Genomic DNA, 20,453 nt, shown 5'->3' on the forward strand with positions numbered 1-20,453 from the left:
ATGCCAAATATAACGCGGAGACAAACCCTCGCGCCGGTCACGAAGCGGAGCGCTTCGATCTCCGACGCGGATGCTCTCATCACGCAACATGAGCAGATTGCAGAGGAGCAGCGGCTCGCGCGCAGAGACCGGTACACGCTGGCGAAGCGGTTGTCGGACGCGCTGTCCGAAATCCATAGTCTCAAACGCTCGCTGAACGACGCATCGAGCGAACTTGGGCTCGAGGTTCGCGAGCGCGAGCGGGTGCAGGGCGCCCTTAGCGAAGTATTCGAAAGCAGTTCGTGGAAGGTGACCGCGCCTATGCGACGGATTGCGAGCGCGGTTTACGCGTTGGCGGCGCGCGGCAAGACGCAGGCGCCGGCTGTTGCCAGTGTTCCCATGCATGACGTCCTGCCCGTAGCCGGCGGAGACTACGAAACCCATACGCGCGCCCAGGCGGCATACTTTGGCAATTACGCAAAAGATCCCTCGAAGCAAAGAAGGCACCAGATCAGCCGCCTGCTCTCGGCGCATCCGGACCGCCGCGGGGTGCTGCTGTGCCCGGTTGCCTACGATCTTTCGCTCAAGCAGCGCCCCGACCACATCATGGCCGAGTTCGCAAAGGCGGGTTACCTTTGCGTGATGCTGGAGTTCGGCGGCCTTTACCCCGTTATTCAGCCCAAGACAAAAAACCTGTACGTGTCCAACATGGTCGAGGATTTTCTCGGCTATTTCCAGGACGAGCCGGTCACGCTTTATCTCCACTGGCCGGGTTTCAAATACGTCGCCGAAATCTGCCGTGCCGCACTGACGATCTACGATGTTCTGGATGACCTGACCATCTTCGCGAACTATTCCGACGTCATGCGTTGCGACCATGAGGTCTTGCTGCAGATCGCGAATGTCTGCCTGTTCTCGTCGAATCGGCTGTATGAGGCGAACCGCGCGAAGGTCACGAATGCGTTGCTGCTGGAAAACGGCGTGTATCCCGAAGACTTCATTCACGGCGAGCGCGAGCGATGCGACGTGCCGCCGGAGCTGTACGAGATGGTGGCGAACCGGAAGGTTGTCGGCTACCACGGCGCAATCTCCGAACTGCTCGATTTCGATTTGCTCGACGAAATCGTGCGGCTCAGCGGGATCGTGCTGCTGTTCGTCGGCCCTGTCGTCGCTTTCGAGCCGCAATACAGCGTCGAGGTTCAGGAGCGCATGGCGCGTCTGAAGACATTCGACAATTTCATTCACCTCGGTCCGAAACCGTATGACGAACTGAAGCACTATCTCGCCTGGATCGATGTCGGTATCGTGCCGTTCGTGGTCAGCGAGAAAACCGACCCCGTTTCGCCGCTGAAGCTGTTCGAGTATCTGGCCGCGGGGAAGCCGGTGATCGGCACGCCGACCCGGACCATCAGGGAATACGAACACGCCATGATCGTCGCCTCGGGAATCGACTTCGTCGACGCGGTGGCGAGCGGAGATTGGTCGACGGCATACACGGAGGCGTCCGCAGAGGTCGCGGGCGCGCATGCCTGGCCGGTGCTTCACGCGCCGTTGCTCAGACAGGTCAACGCCAGGAACGTGACAAGGCTGTCGGCCCCTTCCGCGCGGCGCACGATGAAAGTCGACATCATCAACGTCAACTTCTACGACTGGAACGGCGAAACCGTCTACAAGGGCGGGGCGGAACGCTATGTCTACGACCTCGCGGTCGTGCTCCATGGCATGAGGTGCGAGGTTCGTCTGTTGCAGAACGCCCGGGAGCCGTTCGAGCGCGATTTTCGTGGCGTCAAGGTTGTCGGGGTCAAGGCCGCGGACAACTTTGATTTCGACATGATGTCGAGCAATTACGCCGAATATTGCGCGGATGTCGATCTCATCATCGCGTCGCCGACTGAACTTGCCGCGTCGCTTGGAAAAACCAGGCGCGTCATCTCGATCAACCACGGCATTCATTGGGACGGCGCGTCCAATAACCTCGCAACATTCGACCGGGGCCGTTATGAAACGCTGTTCCGCGCGCTGCGCAACAGCGACCAATGCGTCTGTGTTGATACGAACTTTATCAACTGGGTGCGCACCTATGACTGGGCGCTTGCCAACACGCTGACGTATGTCCCGAACTACGTCGATCTGGAGTCTTTCAGGAGCCAGCCGAAGAACTTCGAAGCGGAGGAGTTGTGCGTTCTCCTGCCGCGCCGGCTGTATGAAGCGCGGGGTCTCTATCTGACCATCAACGCGTTCGATCTTCTGTTTTCGCGGCGCGCGGATATCCGTCTGGTCCTGTGCGGTCAGGCGGTCGATCGTGATGCGGAAGCGGTGAAAGCGTTCATGGCGCGTCACTCGCAGCGGGTGACGTGGACCGAGTACGACATGGAAGAGATGCACAAAGCCTATGTCGACAGCCATATCGTGCTGGTGCCGACCATGTATTCGGAAGGAACGTCACTGTCCTGCATCGAGGCTCTGGCGACCAATAACGCGGTCATCGCAACCAACGTCGGCGGATTGCCGAATCTGATCGTCGACGGCTATAACGGCAAGCTGATCCGCGCGGACTATATCGAGCTTGCGACTGCTATCGAAGAACTGGCCGACGATCGAGTGAGGCTCGCCAGACTCGCGGCGCACGGACTCGAGTCTTCGGCCGCGTTCGCGAAGAAGGAATGGGAAAACCGCTGGCGCGAAGTCATCGAAAGCACGCTGACCGTCGACTAGGCATTTTTTCGACCCCATCGCGAACGCTCGCGCATTCAATGGAATGCGCAGACCAACAGGCCTTGTATGACCGACATCAACTCGAAGCAATACTGGGATCATCGTTTCTCGACGGACTGGGTGTCTGCCGGCGGACATGGGCAAACGCGATTTTTCGCGACGCTTGCGGCCAAGCTGATGCCGGACTGGTTCAAGGACCTGGTGTTGCGCGAGCAATGGAATATTTGCGATTGGGGTTGTGCCGAGGGGCAGGGCGTAGACGAACTGAGCAAATGGCTTGGTGTGAACTCCATCACCGGTGTCGATATTTCGGAAGTGGCGATTGCGAAGGCCCAGGCGTTTTTCCCGCATAGACATTTCAAAGCGCAGTCTCTCGACAACCTGGACGACTACGACGTCATTTTTTCGTCGAATACGCTTGAACATTTCGACAGTCCGTTTGATGTCGTCGCGCGCCTGGCCGAGCACACGAAGCGCTTTCTGGTTCTGCTTCTGCCGTTTCAGGAATATGACCGGATTCCCGAGCATTTCTTCACGTTCGACCTGGACAACATTCCCGTCTGTCCGGTGCCCGGTTTCGCCGCGGTGGCCTGCCGCGTCGTCGATGCGGCAAAAATCAATATCGACTACTGGAACGGCAAGCAGATATTGGTCGTCTATGCACGGCTCTCGGCGCTCGGACACACTCAGCCCGATCTGCGTAACTTTTTTACGGGCGACGATACCTACGAGGCGTTCGCGTTAGAACGTAGTCAAAGCATTGCTCAACAGCACGCCTCGGAGAGGGAGCAGTTCGCGGCGCAGCTTGCTCAAACGCATAGCGAGCATGCCGCGACCACCGCGCGACTCGAATCGACAGAGAATACGCTGCAGCAAGTATGCGCAGAACTCGATGCGCAGAAAGCAGCGCTGAAGCGCTCGCAAGAGACGCTCGCCGAACGGGATCAAGTGCTGGGCGAATTGAAGCAAGCGATCAGCGAGCGGGAGCAGACAGTCCGTGAACTAACACGAGCAATCACCGAACGCGACCAGACAATGGGCGAAGCGAGCCAGGAGTGCCGCGCTCTGTCTACGGAGATTGCTTCGCTTCATGCGTGCATCGAAAGATACGAAATCGAAGGCGAACAATGTGCGGCGTTGCTGACTGAAGCCCGAGCGCATGCGGACGCGGTCGAAAGGCAATTGAACACGATGCTGCGCTCGAAGACCTGGCGACTCAGAAGCGCGATCTGCCGGTTGGTCGGTAGAGCATGACCATGCGAAGGCCCGCCACCGGTGATACCCGCCTACCCTTTATCAAGTCCAATACCGGAAAACGCCGTGAAAAAACGTAAGATCATCGTCACCATCGGAACGCGTCCTGAAGCGGTAAAAATGGCGCCGCTCGTCAAGCAGCTGCAGCGCGAAGAATGGGCGGACTGCCGCGTGCTGGCAACAGCGCAACATCGCGGCATGCTCGACCAGGTGTTGCGGCTGTTCGAGATTGAAGCCGATATCGACCTCGATATCATGCAACCCAGTCAGTCTCTACCCATGCTGACCTCGCGGCTCATGGTCAGGCTCGACGATGTGCTTGCCGCCGAACAGCCCGACGTGCTGCTCGCGCAGGGCGACACGACTACTGTATTGACGGCGGCGCTGGCATCGTTTTACCGGCGCGTGCCGGTCGGGCATGTCGAAGCGGGATTGAGAACGGGCGATCTGTCGAATCCGTTTCCGGAAGAAATGAATCGTGTGGTCGCGAGCCGGCTGGCGCGCTGGCATTTCGCACCGACGGAGACCGCGAAAACGAATCTCCTCACGGAAGGTATCGATGCAGCGAACGTGTTCGTCACCGGCAACACGGTCATCGACGCGTTGCTGGACGTAGCCGCGCGGTGCGATGGCGCAACGCCTTTCAAGGGCGATAGCCGGCTGATTCTGGTGACCTCGCATCGTCGCGAGAATTTCGGCGAGGCGTTTCAGAACATCCTGCGAGCAATCAAAACGATCGCCGACAACAATCCCGACGTGCACGTCCTCTATCCCGTTCACCCGAATCCGAACGTACGTGAGACGGCATACGCCCAACTCGGCAATCATCCGCGGATCACGCTGTGCGAACCCCTGGATTACCTACCGTTCGTTGCGGCAATGAAGCGCGCTTATCTGATCCTGACCGACTCCGGTGGCGTACAGGAAGAGGCGCCGGCGCTCGGCAAACCGGTGCTCGTGCTGCGGCGCGAGACAGAGCGCCCGGAGGCGGTCGCGCACGAGGTCGTCAGGCTCGTGGGCACCGAATACGCCGACATCGTCTCGAACACGCAACGGCTGCTCGACGACCCGGCCGAATACGGGCGCATGGCGCGAGGCGTGTCGCCGTACGGTGACGGCCAGGCGTCCGAACGAATCGTAAGCGTATTGAGAGATCATTTTCGGGTGTAGCGCCATCTTGCGGCGGGGCGGTCATGCCTCGCTATTCTGGCCTGCCTCGTTCAACGCAACGGTGAGCGCCGTCGCACCCGCCTGCGCCGGCAAGCTCGAGCGCACCGCGCGCAATACCGTGTCCTTGATAACCTCGCGCCAGTGGTCGAGCGACGCCTTGTCCATCAAAGGCTCGCCGAGAAACGCGCCCAACGTGTACTGATTGGCGTTATAGAAATAGCCAAGCGACGCGATCATCAAATAGACGTCGCGCGCTTTGACGTCGCTGCGAAAGACCTGTTGTGCCTGACCCGCGTCCAGTAACTTTTGCACCACCGAAATCGCGTAGCCGGAAATCTCCTTCAGCTTCAGCGATTTTTTCGCGTGCTTGCCCTGGTGCAGATTCTCGCTGGAGAGCAGCGTGACGAACTCGGGATGATCGAGGTAATACTGCCAGACGAATTCGACCATCTGTTCGAGTCCGTGCACAGGATCGTCCAGATCGAGATCGAGCTTGCTTTCCGCCTCGTTGAATTGCGTATAGATCGTTTCGAGAACTTCGACGAACAACTGTTCCTTGCTGCCGAAGTAGTAGTAGATCATGCGGTCGTGCGAGCGCGCGGCCTTTGAAATACTTTCCACGCGTCCGCTCGCATAGCCCTGCTTGGCAAAGACCTTGATCGCCGCTTTCAGAATCTTGGCGCGCGTGTCCTGCGCCTGTTTCGCACGGATGCCGGTGGCGCCCGGCTTGCGGGCGGCGGTGGAACTCATGGCGGTCTCGGATCTCTTGTTAGCGTCGGGTTGAACGGCGTGCGCCGCGGCCGGCCAGGCGGGCGCGCGCCTTCATCATACAGCCCGCACGGACTGCTGCGGCATGCACTGCGCGATCATTCACTTCAGCGTAGATTGAAGCGTGCCTACGCTGTCAATAAAGCGGCGATGTGGCATTGCACCAATCGCGCGCACGCCGGTAAATACGTTGCACAGACTAAATTGATCGAGTAGATTTCTAACGAGTTTGGTGTAGCGGATACTACACGAACGGTGAGTGACCGCAACATGGAAATCGGCGGATCACGCGAAAGTGCCTGAAAACAGGCACTATTCGTTAGCCGGAGCGGGACCGATTGTAATGTCGTCGTATGGGAACCCCACCATGACAGAACATACGAAGGTCGATTTCGGTGCGGACAGCGTCGACGGCGAAACCGCCTCGACGCCGGGTCCGACCGTGCTCGAGAAGGCCGCGCCGCGCAGCGAGCGGATGGCGTCGAACAAGATCGAATGCAATGCCTGCCCGGTGCTGTGTCAGATATCCGAGGGGCGCACCGGCGCGTGCGATCGTTATGCGAACGCGGATGGGCGGCTGATTCGCGTCGACCCGGTGGTGTTCCTGTCGCGCGCGTCTTCATCTTCAACGGCCGAGGCGAATGCCGCGATTGAATTCGGTGCATCTTCTGAATCTGAAGTGCAAGACTCCGCTGCCGGGCAGGCGTTGTTCGTGACCGGCGTCGGCGCTTCCTCTACCTATCCCGACTACAAGCCCGCGCCTTTTATCGTCGCCTCGAAACTCGACGATGTCGACATGATCACGGTCGTCACCGAAGGCATTTTCAGCTACTGCAGTTTCAAGGTGAAGATCGACACCGACCGCTTCCTCGGGCCGGAGCAATCGAACGTGCGCTGCCACGGCGAAATTGTCGGCCATGTGACGACGGCGGAATACGGTTCGCAGATGCTGAGCCTCGGTGGCGTGCACCATCTCACAGGCGGCAGCAAGAAGGAAGGCCGCGTGACCTGCGACATGATGCTCGCGCTCGGCAACAAGGAAGCGGTGGAGTTGAGCATCGACGGCGGCGCGAGTCTCGTGATTCGCGCGGGCGCGGCGCCGATCGTCGACGGCGTCGAGGAGCAGCGCATGCGTGTGGGCTGCGGCTCGGCGACCATCGGCATCTTCGCGAAGCAATGGTTCGGTCACGCCGACGAAGTGGTGGTCGTCGACGATCACATCACCGGCGTGCTCACCGAACATCAGGCCGGGCGCTGCCTCGGCATGACGCGCTCAGGCGTGAAGATTCGCGGACGCAAGTCGACGCCGGGCCGCTATTTCCAGGTGGCGAATCCGGGCACCGGCTGGGGCGGCACCGACATTCAGGACCCGCTGGCGATTGTCGAGGGCTTCGATCCCGCCGTCGCCAAACCCGGCATGCGCTTATTGATGGTGTCGACCACCGGCGAACACGCGCAGTGGTACGAACTGGATCAGAACCTCGTGCCGCGCGTCGCGGCGATGCCGGATACGGTGAGGCGCACGGTGGAGCGGATTGGCGAGAACTGCGAGCCTTCGCTCGCCACCGTGCTGTTCCTCGGCGGCGCGGGCGGCAGTCTGCGAGCGGGCGCCACGGAGAACCCGGTGCTGCTCACGCGCGCGATCAAACAGAAGCTGGTCAACGTGACCTGCGGCGGCGCGCCGGCTTATGTGTGGCCGGGTGGCGGGATCACCGTGATGGTCGACGTTGCGCGCATGCCGGACCGTTCGTTCGGCACGGTGCCGACGCCGGCGATCGTCGCGCCGATCGAATTCACCATGACGTACGACGCGTATCGCGATCTCGGCGGTCATCTCGACGCGGTGCGTTCGTTGGAGAGCGTGCTCGCGAACGGGCCGGAACATACGGAAGGCGCGCCGCGCGCGCGCCGTACGCTGGCGCGCAATCCCGACAACCCGTGGCCGCCCGCCATGCCGCCGATGCTGGGCTGACCGGGCGGACACCTGCAAGACACGTGACGAAAAGACGAACGCAACGCACACCATGAACCCCACCCGCACCCGACTCGATGCGACCCGCTGGCACTGGCAGCATGGGCCGATCGATCTGATCCTCAGCGCGGACGGCACGCCCCAGGCGGTGCAGGCCGCGTATGAGGCGTGCTGGGCGCGCTTTGTCGATGTGCTTGCGGAACTCGGGGGCGAACTGAAGCAGCTCAAGCAACCCGTTTCATCGCAAGCCGCGCTGCACGACAATGCATTGCAAGGCCCGGTTGCCCGCCGTATGTGGTCGGCCTGCCATCCTCATCGCGCGCGCTACATCACGCCGATGGCCGCCGTGGCGGGCAGCGTGGCCGATGAGCTGATCACCGCATTTGCGCGCGAAGGCGTCTCACGTGCCTTCGTCAACAACGGCGGCGACATCGCGCTGTATCTGACCGAAGGCCAGCAATACCGCGTCGGCGTGTTCGCGGACCTGGCGTCGTTCTCGGCCGTGCGGCTGTCGCGCGATCAAGCGCTCGACGCCAATCTGACGCTCGACGCCAGCCTGGCCGTTCGCGGCATCGCGACGAGCGGCTGGCGTGGCCGCAGCTTCAGCCTCGGCATTGCCGACAGCGTCACCGTGCTCGCGCGCAACGCCGCCGCCGCCGACGCTGCCGCAACCGTTATCGCCAACGCTGTCGATCTGGATCATGAGGGTATTCTGCGGCGGCCGGCTTCGTCGCTGAAAGACGAGAGCGACCTGGGCGACATGCTCGTCACGGTGGACGTACCGACGTTGCCGCAGCCGCTGGTCGATTTTGCGCTGGCACGTGGCGTCGAAGCCGCGCGGCGTTTGCTCGACCAAGGCTTGATCGAAGGCGCCGCGCTTTTTCTGCAAGGACGGGTGCGTGTCGCCGGCATTCATGACACAAGCGGTCTGGTCTTGCAGAGCGCGCAAACTAAAACGGAGGCTCCGTGTTTGAAATACGCCGCGTGCTGACGCACGTCGAAGACATCTTCCACGAGTTCGGCCCCGCGCCCGCGCAGCCACTCAGGCGCGGCGCGATTGCCGCGGTGATGACCAATCCGTTCGCCGGCCGTTACGAAGCGAAAATCGAACACGCCATGGAAGCACTCAAGCCGATCGGCTTCGATATGGCGCAACGGCTGCTGGCGGCGATGGCGGTGCCGCATGCGTCGATCGAGAGTTACGGCAAGGGCGCGATTGTCGGCGCGCGCGGCGAACTCGAACATGGCGCGCTGTGGCATGTTCCCGGCGGCTATGCGATGCGCGAGTTGCTGGAGAAAAACGGCGTGCCCACCAACGCCATCGTGCCGTCGACGAAGAAAGTCGGCGCCCCGTCCACGGCGCTCGACGTGCCGCTCACCCACGTGAACGCGAGCTACGTGCGCAGCCATTTCGACGCGATCGAAGTGCGCGTGCCCGGCGCGCCCGCCGCGGACGAGCTGGTGTATATCCTCGTGATGAGCACGGGGCAGCGGGTGCATGCACGCGTCGGCGGCCTTGCGAAAGAGGCGATCGTGGGCAAGGACGGTTTGCGCTGAGCAGCGCCTGAATCACGCGCCGCGCTGAAGCATTGAAACGAAGCAGAGCAAGCATCGAAACTCGGAGAGCGAAATGGCAATCAAGCTTCGCAAGCTGGTCGTGCAAGTGGATGAAACACGCATTGAAATGGGCCAGGCCGTCGAGCCGCCGGCGCGCCGCGCGGTCGCGATCGCGGTGATCGATAATCCCTACGCCGGCCGCTACGAGGCCAAGCTCGACGCGCTGATCGAAGCCGGCGAAGAGTTGGGCGCGTTGCTCGGCAACAAGTGCGTGGAGGCGCTGGGCATCGCGCCAGGCGAGGCGCAAAGCTACGGCAAGGCGGCCATTGTCGGCGAGGCGGGCGAACTGGAACATGCCGCGGCGATTCTGCATCCCAAGCTCGGCGCGCCGCTGCGGATCGCGGTCGAAAAAGGCGCGGCGCTGGTGCCGTCGGCGAAAAAGATGGGCACGCTCGGCACCGCGATCGACGTGCCGCTCGGCCATAAAGACGCCGCCTTCGTGCGCAGCCATTTCGATGCGATCGAAGCGCGCGTATCGGACGCTCCTCGCGCGAATGAAATCGTCGTGGCCGTCGCGGTGACGGCATCGGGGCGGCCGCTGCCGCGCATCGGCGGCTTGCAGGTGAGCGAGATCAAGGGCGAAGACGGTTTGCGCTGAGGAGTTTGCATTCGGCGTTTTTGCCGGCGCCCCAAGGGACTTTCTTCGGGGCGTATTGTATTGTCCTGCCGTTGACGCGTGCGCGCATGGTGCCGCACGCGCTGCAATGTCTGCCGATCGCGTCGAATGCGCCAAAGCCGCGCCTTCGCTATTCGGCAAGCTGCCAAGGGTCGCGATGCTTTCGAATTTGCTGGTTCAACTGGTCAACGGACTCGCCGACGCGTCGACGCTGTTTCTCGTCGCCGCCGGTTTGTCGCTGATCTTCGGCGTGACGCGCATTGTCAACTTTGCGCACGGCTCGTTCTATATGTTCGGCATCTATGTGGCGTACAGCATCGCGAGCCGCTTCGGACATACGACGGGCGGCTTCTGGTTGTCGGTGCTGGCGGCGGCGCTGGTGGTCGCGGTGCTGGGCGCGCTGGTCGAGATGGTGGTTCTGCGGCGCATCTATCAGGCGCCCGAGTTGTTTCATCTGCTCGCCACCTTCGCGCTGGTGCTGATCTTTCGCGATGCCGCGCTGTGGCTGTGGGGTCCGGAAGACCTGTTCGGACCACGCGCGCCGCATCTGGCGGGCGCGGTGGATTTCCTCGGCCATCCGTTGCCGACCTACGACATCGCGTTGATCGTGATCGGGCCGGTGGTGTTGCTGCTGCTCTGGTACGCGCTGACACGCACGCGCTGGGGCACGCTGGTGCGCGCCGCAACGCAGGATCGCGAGATGCTCGGCGCGCTCGGTATCAATCAGGCGTGGCTGTTTACAGGCGTGTTTTTCGTCGGCGCGTTTCTCGCCGGTCTTGGCGGTGCGCTGCAAGGACCGCGCATGTCGGCGAATCTATCGCTGGATCTGGAGACGATCGGCAACGCGTTCGTCGTGGTCGTGGTCGGCGGCATGGGCTCGATTCCGGGGGCGTTCATTGCCGCGCTGATCATCGCGGAGATCAAGGCGCTGTGCATCGGCATCGGCCATGTGACGATCTTCGGCGTCGGGTTGTCGTTGAGCCGCTTCACGCTGGTAGCGGAATTCGTCGTGATGGCGGTCGTGCTGGTGGTGCGTCCGTGGGGCTTGCTCGGCCGCGCGAGCGCCGCGGTGCGCGGCATGGCGGCGCCGGAAACGCCTTTGCGTCCGGCGGGCAAACGTCTCAAGTGGCTGGCCGCTATCGCTTTGCTGGTGCTCGTGCTCGCGCCGTTGGCGGCCAACGCGTTTCCGTACATGCCCGTGCTGCTGGTCGAGATCCTGATCGCCGTGCTGTTCGCCACAAGCCTCCATTTCATCATGGGACCGGGCGGCATGCATTCGTTCGGCCACGCTGCGTACTTCGGCTTGGGCGCATACGGCGCCGCGCTGTTCCTCAAAGTGCTGAATCTGCCGATGGAAGCCGCCTTGCTGCTCGGCCCGCTTTTGGCCGTGGCCGGCGCGCTGGTGTTCGGCTGGTTCTGCGTGCGCCTGTCCGGCGTGTATCTCGCGATGCTGACGTTAGCGTTCGCGCAGATCGTCTGGTCGGTCGTGTTCCAGTGGGACGACGTGACGGGCGGCAGCAACGGCATTCTCGGGTTGTGGCCGTCGAACTGGTTGTCCTCCCCGGTGGCCTTCTATTATGTGACGCTCGTCTGCGCTGTGATCGGCGTGTGGCTGTTGCGCAAGATGCTGTTCTCGCCGCTGGGTTACGCGATGCGTGCGTCGCGTGATTCGGTGCTGCGCGCCGAGGCGATCGGCATCGACGTGAAGCGCGTGCAATGGGCCGCGTTCGTGATCGCGTCGCTGTTCTGCGGGCTCGCCGGTTCGCTGTATGCGTTCTCCAAGGGCACGATTTCGCCGGAAGTGATCAGCGTGAGCCGTTCCGTGGACGGTCTCGTGATGGTGTTGCTCGGCGGTTTGCAGACGCTCACCGGGCCAATCGTGGGCGCGGCTGTGTTCACGTGGTTGCAAGACACGGTCGCGCGCCAGACCGACTATTGGCAGGCGCTGCTGGGCTTCGCGATCCTGCTGCTGGTAATTGCGTTTCCGCAGGGAATCGTCGGCTTCATTCGCGAGCGTTTCGGCGACGACAGTGCCGATTCCGCGGACAAGAGCGCCGTCTCACCTTCCCGACGCGCCGCGATCAAGGAGGGGCTATGAGCTTGCTGCGCGTTTCTGGCCTCTGCAAATCGTTTGGCGGACTCAAGGCGGTGGACGATGTCTCGTTCGATCTCGAAGCCGGCCAATTGCTTGCCTTGCTCGGACCGAACGGCGCCGGCAAGTCGACCTGTTTCAACATGGTCAACGGACAGCTGCCGCCTTCGTCAGGATCGATCCGTCTCGACGGTCAGGAACTGGTCGGCATGCGTCCGCGCGATATCTGGCGACTGGGCGTGGGCCGCACGTTTCAGATCGCCGCGACTTTCAATTCCATGACCGTGATCGAGAACGTGCAAATGGCGCTGGTCTCGCGCGAACGCAAAACCTTCGGTCTATGGAAACCCGCCGGCGCGCGCTACGCCGACGAAGCCCTCGCGCTGCTCGACCAGGTGGGTATGGCGTCGGACGCGCACCGCGCTTGCGGCGTGCTCGCTTATGGCGACGTGAAGCGTGTCGAACTCGCGATCGCGCTCGCCAACCGCCCGAAGCTGCTGCTGATGGACGAACCCACCGCCGGCATGGCGCCGAAGGAGCGCAATGAATTGATGGCGCTGACCAAACGCCTCGTCACCGAACACAAGATCGGCGTGCTGTTTACCGAACACAGCATGGACGTCGTATTCGCCTACGCCGATCGACTGATCGTGCTCGCGCGCGGCAAGCTGATCGCCGAAGGCGACGCCGACACCATTCGCAACGACCCGCGCGTGCAGGAAGTCTATTTCGGCACCGGCAAGACCTTCCAGCCGCACGCGCCGCTGCACGACGCAGCGGGCGGCCATCAGGGACAAGGAGCGTTGCAATGAGCGAGCCGATGCTGAAAGTCTCCGGCCTCAACGCGTTCTATGGCCGCGCGCATATTCTGTTCGACGTCGGCCTCGAAGTCGGGCGCGGCGAAGTCGTCGCGTTGATGGGCCGCAACGGCGCGGGCAAGTCCACCACGATGAAAGCGGTGATGGGTCTGCTGCCGCGCCGTCAGGGCGAAGTGAGTTTTCGCGGGCAGAACATCACGGCGCTGCCGCCGTACAAGATCGCGCGCATGGGCATGGGCTTCGTGCCCGAAGATCGACGCGTGTTCGCCGATCTGACCGTGATGGAAAACCTCGCCACGGGCCGCCAGCCGCCGCGCGACGGCGCACCGCAGTGGACGCCGGAAAAACTGTTCCGGCTCTTTCCCAATCTCGGCGAAATGCCGCAGCGGCCGGGCGGGCAGATGAGCGGCGGCGAGCAGCAGATGCTCACCGTGTCGCGCACGCTGATGGGCAATCCGTATCTGGTGCTGCTCGACGAGCCGTCCGAAGGCGTGGCGCCCGTGATCGTCGAACAGATGGCGAACATGATTCTCGAACTCAAGCGCGAAGGGCTGTCGATTCTGTTGTCCGAACAGAACCTGCACTTCGCCGAACTGGTCAGCGACCGCGCGTATGTGCTCGAAAAAGGGCAGATCCGTTTTGGCGGCACGATCGGCGAACTCGCACAGAACGAAACAGTGAGGCGCGCTTATCTGAGCGTGTGATTTCTTCCATCGGCGCGCGCGAGTTGCATGCTGTGACACTTCGTGAGTGCCGGGCAGTCGTTGCGAAAGGAGAGGCAGATGGCAGCAGAGACGTTGACAGGCTTGTCGGGCAAGGTCGCGGTAACCAACATCGGGCTGCTGTTATCGGGCGACATCGACCAGCCGATTCTCGACGCGGACACGCTCGTGATCGACGACGGCGTGATCGTCGCGGTCGGCAAGGAAAAGGACTGCGATCTCGAAGGCGCGCGCACGACGGTGGATTGCAAAGGCACGACGGTGGCGCCCGGTTTGATCGACTCGCATGTGCATCCCGTGTTCGGCGACTGGACGCCGCGGCAGAATCAGATGGGCTGGATCGAGTCGAATCTGAATGGCGGCGTCACCACGATGATTTCCGCCGGCGAAGTGCATTTGCCCGGCCGCCCGAAAGACGTGCTCGGCGTGAAGGCGCTTGCGATTACCGCGCAACGTTCGTTCGAAGGCATGCGCGGCGCCGGTGTCGGCGGCGGCGTGAAGGTGATGGCGGGCGCGCCGGTGATCGAGAAGGGCATGGTCGAAGAGGACTTCAAGGAGTTGTCCGAAGCCGGCGTGAAGCTGCTCGGCGAAATCGGCCTCGGCAGCGTGAAAGGCGGCGAGGAAGCCGCGCAAATGGTCGCGTGGGCACGCAAGTACGGCATTCAGAGCACGATTCACACAGGCGGTCCGTCGATTCCCGGCTCGGGCCTGATCGATCGCGACGTGGTGCTCGCGGCCGATGCGGACGTGATCGGCCACATCAACGGCGGGCATACGTCGCTTTCATACCGGCATGTTTGCGATCTGTGCGAGCAGTCGAGCCGCGCGCTGGAAATCGTCCACAACGGCAACGAACGGATCGCTTTGCTGACCGCGCGTCATGCAATCGAATTGAAGTGCCCGCACCGGATCATCCTCGGTACCGATAGTCCTGCCGGTTCCGGCGTGCAGCCGCTCGGCATCTTGCGCATGATCGCGCTGATTTCGAGTCTCGCCGACGTGCCCGCGGAAATCGCCTTCTGCTTCGCGACCGGCAACACCGCGCGTCAGCGCAATCTGCGCCAGGGGCTGATTGAAGTGGGCCGTCCCGCCGACCTCGTGTTCATGGATCGCGCACAACATACGGCGGCCGATACGCTGCTCGAAAGCGTGCAACTCGGCGATATTCCGGGCGTGGGCATGGTGATGATCGACGGTCTGATCCGCTGCCGGCGCAGCCGTAATACCCCGCCGGCTACCGAAGTGCCGGTGGTGCTGTGAGTACGTGTCGCATAGCCGCTCCGGCACGTTCATGAACCGCCCCGCGCCTCTTCTGCTGAACGTGAACGGCGCGACGCATCTCGTCAGCGCCGACGCCGATACGCCGCTGCTCTATCTGCTGCGTAACGACCTCGCGCTGAACGGTCCGAAGTTCGGCTGCGGACTCGGCGAATGCGGCGCGTGCACCGTGTTGCTCGACGGCATGCCGACGCGCGCGTGCGTCACGACCGCGAAGGTCGCATTGGGCCGCGAAATCACCACGCTCGAAGGACTGGGCACACGGGCTGCGCTGCATCCGGTGCAGCAGGCGTTCATCGAAGAACAGGCCGCGCAGTGCGGCTATTGCCTGAACGGCATGATCATGACGGCCAAGGCGCTGCTCGATCGCGATCCGCATCCGAGCGTCGAGACGATCCGGCGCGAGCTGTCGCGCAATCTGTGCCGTTGCGGCACGCATGTCGAGATCGTGCGCGCGGTGCAGCGCGCCGCTGAATTGCTCGATGCGCAAGGCGCGGCGCGGGTAGCGGTGCACGAAGGAGTGCGCGCATGACCGGGCCGGATTTCAGCGTCGATCGACGCAGCGCACCGCCGTCGCGGCAGCAGCTCTACGATGCGCAGAGCGTGCTGATCGTCACGCGCGCGCCGCAGGCGCCGGTGAAGCCGGCGATCGGGCAGCCGGGCTCGCGCTCATCGTTCGTGCCGACTGAGGCGGACATGTTTCTCGTGGTGCGCGATGACGGCAGCGTGGTCGCGTTCAACGGTCACGTCGATCTGGGCACGGGCATCGGCACGGCGCTCGCGCAGATCGTCGCGGAAGAACTGGATGTGCCGTTGACGCGCGTGTCGATTGTGCTCGGCCACACGCGTGAAGCGCCGAATCAGGGGCCGACGATTGCCAGCGCGACGATTCAGATTTCGGCGGTGCCGTTGAGGCACGCTGCGGCGCAGGCGCGGCAATTTCTGCTGGCGGAAGCGGCGGCGCGCTTCAATGTGAGCGTCGAGCAACTCGATGTGCGTGATGGCGTCGTTTATCGACGTGACGGCGGCGCGGCTGCGAAAGGCATTGGCTACGGCGAGTTGATTAGCGGAAAACGCGTCGAATTGCAGCTCGCCACCGATGCGCCGTTGAAGTCGCCGGACACGTACAAGATCGTCGGCAAGAGCACGCCGCGCGTCGATATTCCGGCGAAGGCAACGGGCGAATTGAGTTTCGTGCACGACGTCCGCGTGCCCGGCATGTTGCATGGACGTGTGGTGCGGCCGCCGTACGCCGGTGTCGCGCAAGGCGACTTCATGGGCAATAGTCTGCTGCAGGTGGATGAAGACTCGGTTAGCGAATTGCCCGGCATCGTCAAAGTGGTAGTGATTCGCGATTTCGTCGGCATCGTGGCTGAGCGTGAAGAAGTCGCGCAGCAGGCCGCGAAGCGGCTTCGCGTGCAATGGAAAGAGGTAGAAGGTTTGCCGTCGCTCGAAACCAGCGAGGAAGTGGAAGCGGCGTTGCGCGCGAATCCCGCCAAGCGGCGCGATCTGGTGATCGAAGGCGATGTCGATGCAGCGCTCGCGCAAGACTCCGCCCGCACGCTGGAACGCACCTACGTATGGCCGTTTCAGATGCATGCGTCGATTGGGCCTTCTTGCGCGGTGGCCGATTATCGCGAAGGCGCTTTGAAGGTCTGGTCGGGCACGCAGAACCCGCATTCGTTGCGCGCCGATCTTGCTCTGCTGATGAGTATGGACGAAGCGCACATCGAAATCGTGCGGATGGAAGCGGCGGGCTGCTACGGCCGCAATTGCGCGGACGATGTCGCCGCCGACGCCGCATTGCTTTCGCGCGCCACCGGCAGTCCGGTGCGCGTTCAACTCTCGCGCGAAGACGAGCACGCGTGGGAACCGAAAGGCGCCGCGCAATTGATGGACGTGCGCGGCGCGCTGAATGCCGAAGGCGAACTGGCGGCCTACGACTTTGCGACGCGTTATCCGTCCAACGATGCGCCGACGCTGGCATTGCTACTGACGGGCACAATTTCCGCGCAGCCACAGGTGTTCGAAATGGGCGACCGCACGGCGGTGCCGCCGTACGATTACCGCAGCATGCGCATCGTCTGCGACGACACGCCGCCGATCGTTCGGGCGTCGTGGTTGCGCGGCGTGTCCGCGTTGCCGAATACGTTCGCGCACGAGTCCTTCATCGATGAACTCGCGGTGGAAGCGGGCATCGATCCGGTCGAGTTTCGCCTGAAGCATCTGACCGATCCGCGAGCGATCGAACTGGTCAAAGCGGTCGCGGAAAAAGCTGGCTGGGAAGCACGCAGCGCCGAGCGCAACGCCGAGCTTAAAGATGAGGAAGGCGACATCGCACGCGGGCGCGGCATCGCTTACGCCCGCTACGTGCACAGCAAATTTCCCGGCTTCGGTGCGGCATGGTCCGCATGGGTGGCCGATGTCGAAGTGAATCGCAAGAGCGGCGATCTCGCGGTGACGCGCGTGGTGGTCGGCCAGGACACCGGCACGATGGTGAATCCCGACGGCGTGCGTCATCAGATTCACGGCAACGTGATCCAGACGACCAGCCGTGCGTTGAAAGAGCGCGTGACGTTCGGCGAGAACGCAGTGACGAGCCAGGAGTGGGGCGCGTATCCGATCCTCACCTTCCGCGAAGTACCCGTGATCGACGTGGTGATGATGCCGCGCCACGGCGAGCCGCCGATGGGCGCGGGCGAATCCGCGTCGCTGCCCGGCGCGGCGGCGATTGCCAATGCGCTCTTCGATGCCACGGGCGTGCGTTTTCGCCGGCCGCCGTTCACGCCGGAAACGATCCGCGCCGCGCTCGCCGATGCGCAAGCCGAAGACAAGGCGGCGCGCAGGAAGAAGCGCTGGCGGTTTGGGTTTTTAGGCGCGTTGGCGGCAGGAGCGGCGGGTTGGCTCGGCGCATTGTCGCTCGCGCCGCACGCTATCGCGCCGATCACGCCGCCGCTGGCGAGCGCGTTCGCGCCGGAGCTCGTGGCGCGCGGCAAGCTGCTGGCATCGCTCGGCAACTGCGCGGTTTGCCACACCGCGCACAACGGCGTGCCGAACGCCGGCGGCAAACCGCTCGATACGCCGTTCGGCACCGTGTACAGCACCAATATCACGCCGGACGGTCAGACCGGCATCGGCAACTGGTCGCTCGAAGCCTTCGTGCGGGCGATGCGGCAAGGCATCAGCCGCGATGGCCATCGCCTGTATCCGGCCTTTCCGTACACCTCGTTCCAGAACACTTCCGACGACGATCTCAAAGCGCTGTATGCCTATCTGATGGCGCAAACGCCGGTGCGCTCACATCCGCCGGAAACGAAGCTCGCGTACCCGTTCAGCGTGCGTCCGCTGATGTCTGCCTGGAACGCTCTATTTCTCGGGCGCACGACGTTCACCGCCAGCACGACGCAAACCGCGCAATGGAATCGCGGCGCGTATCTGGTGAACGGACTCGGCCATTGCGGCGCGTGCCACACGCCGCGCAATGCATTTGGCGCCGAGAAAACCGGTGCGGCGTTCATGGGCGGCGGCATGGCGGACGGCTGGGAAGCGCCCGCGTTGTCGGCGCTCTCGACCGCACCCGTGCCCTGGAGCGAGGACGAACTTTTCAGCTACTTGCGCAATGGTCACGCGCCGCTGCACGGCGTCGCGGCCGGGCCGATGGCGCCGGTCGTCGGCGATCTGGCGGCGCTGCCCGACAGCGATATTCGCGCGATGGCCACGTATCTCGCGTCGCTCAATCCGTTGGAACCGAACGCCGATCCCGTAGCGATGGCGCGTCAGTATGAACAGGCCAGCGCAATCTCGGGCGCGCCAGCGGGCCTCGGCGCGCGGCTTTTCGACGGCGCGTGCGCCGCATGTCATCACACGGGTGGCGGGCCGCAGTTGTTCGGCGCGCATCCTTCGCTGGCGCTCAACACGAATCTGCACAGCGCGACGCCCGATAATCTGATTCGCGTGATTCTCGACGGCATCGGCTCGCCTGCGCGGCCCGAACTCGGTACGATGCCGGCTTACCGCGACAGTTTCAACGACGTCCAGGTCGCCGAACTCGTGTCGTACCTGCGTCAGCAATTCGCCGGTGGCAAGCCCGCATGGCAGGACGTCGCGGCGAGGGTCGCCAGGATTCGCGCGACGCCGCGGCGGGCCGACTGACTCGCGAACCCCTTTCGAAATATCCGATAACAATGACCGCATTCCCGCAATCCTTTTGATAACGGAGAAACGCATGACCACGCGCGCAGGATGGATCTCTCGCCTCATGGTGCCAACGGTGCTCTCGCTCGCCGCCTTGAGTGCGAGCGCACAGCAGACCATCAAGATCGGCGAGATCAACAGCTACAAGGCGCAGCCCGCCTTTCTCGGGCCTTACAAGAACGGCTGGAATCTCGCGCTCGACCAGGTGAACGCCGCGGGCGGCGTGCTCGGCAAACAGCTCGAAGTGGTGTCGCGCGATGACAATGGCAATCCGGGCGACACGATTCGCGTCGCGCAGGAACTGATCGCGCGCGAGCAGGTGCAATTGCTGTTCGGCGGCTTTCTCTCGAACACCGGCCTCGCGCTGACTGACTTCGCCAAGCAGAAGAAGATTTTCTTCCTCGCCGCCGAGCCGCTGACCGACAAGATCGTCTGGGCCGATGGCAACAAATACACGTACCGTCTGCGGCCTTCGACGTATATGCAGGTGGCGATGCTGGTGCCGGAAGCCGCCAAGCTGCATAAGAAGCGCTGGGCACTCGTGTATCCGAACTACGAGTACGGGCAATCGGCGGTGGCGACCTTCAAGAAGCTGCTGACGGCGGCGCAGCCTGACGTGCAGTTCGTCGCCGAGCAGGCCACGCCGCTCGGCAACGTCGACGCGGGCGCGGTGACGCAGGCGATCGCCGACGCCAAGCCGGATGCGATCTTCAACGTGCTGTTCGGCGCCGACCTCGGCAAGTTCGTGCGTGAGGGCAATACTCGCGGGCTCTTCAAGGATCGCAGCGTGGTGTCGCTGCTGACGGGCGAGCCGGATTATCTCGACCCGCTAGGCGCCGAAGCGCCGACCGGCTGGATCGTGACGGGCTATCCGTGGTACTCGATCGATACCGCAGCCAACAAGAAGTTCGTCGATGCGTATCAGGCCAAGTATCACGACTATCCGCGGCTCGGCTCGGTGGTGGGGTATTCGGCGTTGATGTCGATTGCAGCGGGCATCAAGAAGGCGGGGTCGGTCGATCCGGATAAGCTCGCCGCCGCGTTCAAGGGCCTCGGTGTGGACACGCCGTTCGGGCCGATCACCTATCGCGCGCAGGACAATCAGTCGACCATGGGCGCGTATGTCGGCGTGACGGGTTTGAAGGACGGCAAGGGCGTGATGACCTCGTACCGGTATATCGATGGCGCGAGCGTTCAGCCCTCGGATGCCGAGGTCAAGAAGCTGCGGCCTGCCGAGTAAGGTGCCGATGCCTGCGGC

Annotated in this window: 15 protein-coding genes; 14 read left to right on the forward strand and 1 reads right to left on the reverse strand. The window is 63.1% G+C overall.

Translation table 11 applies throughout. From position 1 onward, the window contains the following. The 3 genes from BPHYT_RS21450 (at window position 1) to wecB (ending at window position 5,118) form a co-directional block, all read left to right on the forward strand. A complete protein-coding gene (locus BPHYT_RS21450; RefSeq protein ID WP_238535737.1) occupies window positions 1-2,694 on the forward strand; it encodes a glycosyltransferase in 2,694 nt (897 codons plus the stop codon). 66 nt (window positions 2,695-2,760) lie between these two features. Continuing rightward, window positions 2,761-3,948: a class I SAM-dependent methyltransferase gene (locus tag BPHYT_RS21455; protein WP_012426213.1), complete on the forward strand. Its 1,188-nt coding sequence runs from the start codon at window positions 2,761-2,763 to the stop codon at window positions 3,946-3,948. A 66-nt stretch (window positions 3,949-4,014) separates the two neighbouring features. After that, window positions 4,015-5,118, forward strand: a complete 1,104-nt coding sequence (gene wecB / locus BPHYT_RS21460) for a non-hydrolyzing UDP-N-acetylglucosamine 2-epimerase (RefSeq protein WP_012426214.1) — start codon at window positions 4,015-4,017, stop codon at window positions 5,116-5,118. Window positions 5,119-5,139: 21 nt separating this feature from the next. On the opposite strand, the gene BPHYT_RS21465 is transcribed toward wecB, so the two are convergent. Continuing rightward, entirely contained in the window at window positions 5,140-5,868 is a 729-nt protein-coding gene (locus BPHYT_RS21465; protein ID WP_012426215.1) for a TetR family transcriptional regulator, read from the reverse strand. Between the two features lie 385 nt (window positions 5,869-6,253). Between BPHYT_RS21465 and BPHYT_RS21470 the strand changes: the two genes are divergently transcribed. The 11 genes from BPHYT_RS21470 (at window position 6,254) to BPHYT_RS21520 (ending at window position 20,435) form a co-directional block, all read left to right on the forward strand. Beyond that, window positions 6,254-7,858, forward strand: coding sequence for a hypothetical protein (locus BPHYT_RS21470; protein ID WP_041759087.1), 1,605 nt, complete (start codon window positions 6,254-6,256; stop codon window positions 7,856-7,858). A 52-nt stretch (window positions 7,859-7,910) separates the two neighbouring features. Continuing rightward, entirely contained in the window at window positions 7,911-8,849 is a 939-nt protein-coding gene (locus BPHYT_RS21475; protein ID WP_012426217.1) for a UPF0280 family protein, read from the forward strand. Further along, complete coding sequence (locus BPHYT_RS21480; RefSeq protein WP_012426218.1) at window positions 8,825-9,415, forward strand: amino acid synthesis family protein; 591 nt, start codon at window positions 8,825-8,827, stop codon at window positions 9,413-9,415. The genes BPHYT_RS21475 and BPHYT_RS21480 overlap by 25 nt, the downstream gene beginning before the upstream one ends. 73 nt (window positions 9,416-9,488) lie before the next feature. Then, window positions 9,489-10,073 (forward strand): amino acid synthesis family protein, encoded by a 585-nt coding sequence (locus tag BPHYT_RS21485; protein ID WP_012426219.1) that lies wholly within the window; start codon window positions 9,489-9,491, stop codon window positions 10,071-10,073. A gap of 175 nt (window positions 10,074-10,248) precedes the next feature. Next, window positions 10,249-12,189, forward strand: a complete 1,941-nt coding sequence (locus BPHYT_RS21490; protein ID WP_012426220.1) for an ABC transporter permease — start codon at window positions 10,249-10,251, stop codon at window positions 12,187-12,189. Continuing rightward, window positions 12,186-12,995 carry an ABC transporter ATP-binding protein gene (locus tag BPHYT_RS21495; protein WP_012426221.1) on the forward strand — a complete coding sequence of 270 codons (810 nt, stop codon included), beginning with the start codon at window positions 12,186-12,188 and terminating at the stop codon, window positions 12,993-12,995. Before BPHYT_RS21490 ends, BPHYT_RS21495 begins: the two co-directional genes overlap by 4 nt. Next, window positions 12,992-13,705 carry an ABC transporter ATP-binding protein gene (locus BPHYT_RS21500; protein WP_012426222.1) on the forward strand — a complete coding sequence of 238 codons (714 nt, stop codon included), beginning with the start codon at window positions 12,992-12,994 and terminating at the stop codon, window positions 13,703-13,705. Before BPHYT_RS21495 ends, BPHYT_RS21500 begins: the two co-directional genes overlap by 4 nt. Before the next feature lie 78 nt (window positions 13,706-13,783). Beyond that, window positions 13,784-14,983 carry an amidohydrolase family protein gene (locus tag BPHYT_RS21505; RefSeq protein ID WP_012426223.1) on the forward strand — a complete coding sequence of 400 codons (1,200 nt, stop codon included), beginning with the start codon at window positions 13,784-13,786 and terminating at the stop codon, window positions 14,981-14,983. 31 nt (window positions 14,984-15,014) lie between these two features. Beyond that, complete coding sequence (locus BPHYT_RS21510; RefSeq protein WP_012426224.1) at window positions 15,015-15,533, forward strand: (2Fe-2S)-binding protein; 519 nt, start codon at window positions 15,015-15,017, stop codon at window positions 15,531-15,533. Then, a complete protein-coding gene (locus BPHYT_RS21515) occupies window positions 15,530-19,153 on the forward strand; it encodes a molybdopterin cofactor-binding domain-containing protein (protein WP_012426225.1) in 3,624 nt (1,207 codons plus the stop codon). The genes BPHYT_RS21510 and BPHYT_RS21515 overlap by 4 nt, the downstream gene beginning before the upstream one ends. A 73-nt stretch (window positions 19,154-19,226) precedes the next feature. Next, on the forward strand, window positions 19,227-20,435 hold the full coding sequence (locus BPHYT_RS21520) for an ABC transporter substrate-binding protein (RefSeq protein ID WP_012426226.1): 1,209 nt from the start codon (window positions 19,227-19,229) through the stop codon (window positions 20,433-20,435). The last annotated feature ends 18 nt before the right edge of the window (window positions 20,436-20,453 follow it).

This window comes from Paraburkholderia phytofirmans PsJN (assembly GCF_000020125.1).
Lineage (GTDB): Bacteria > Pseudomonadota > Gammaproteobacteria > Burkholderiales > Burkholderiaceae > Paraburkholderia > Paraburkholderia phytofirmans.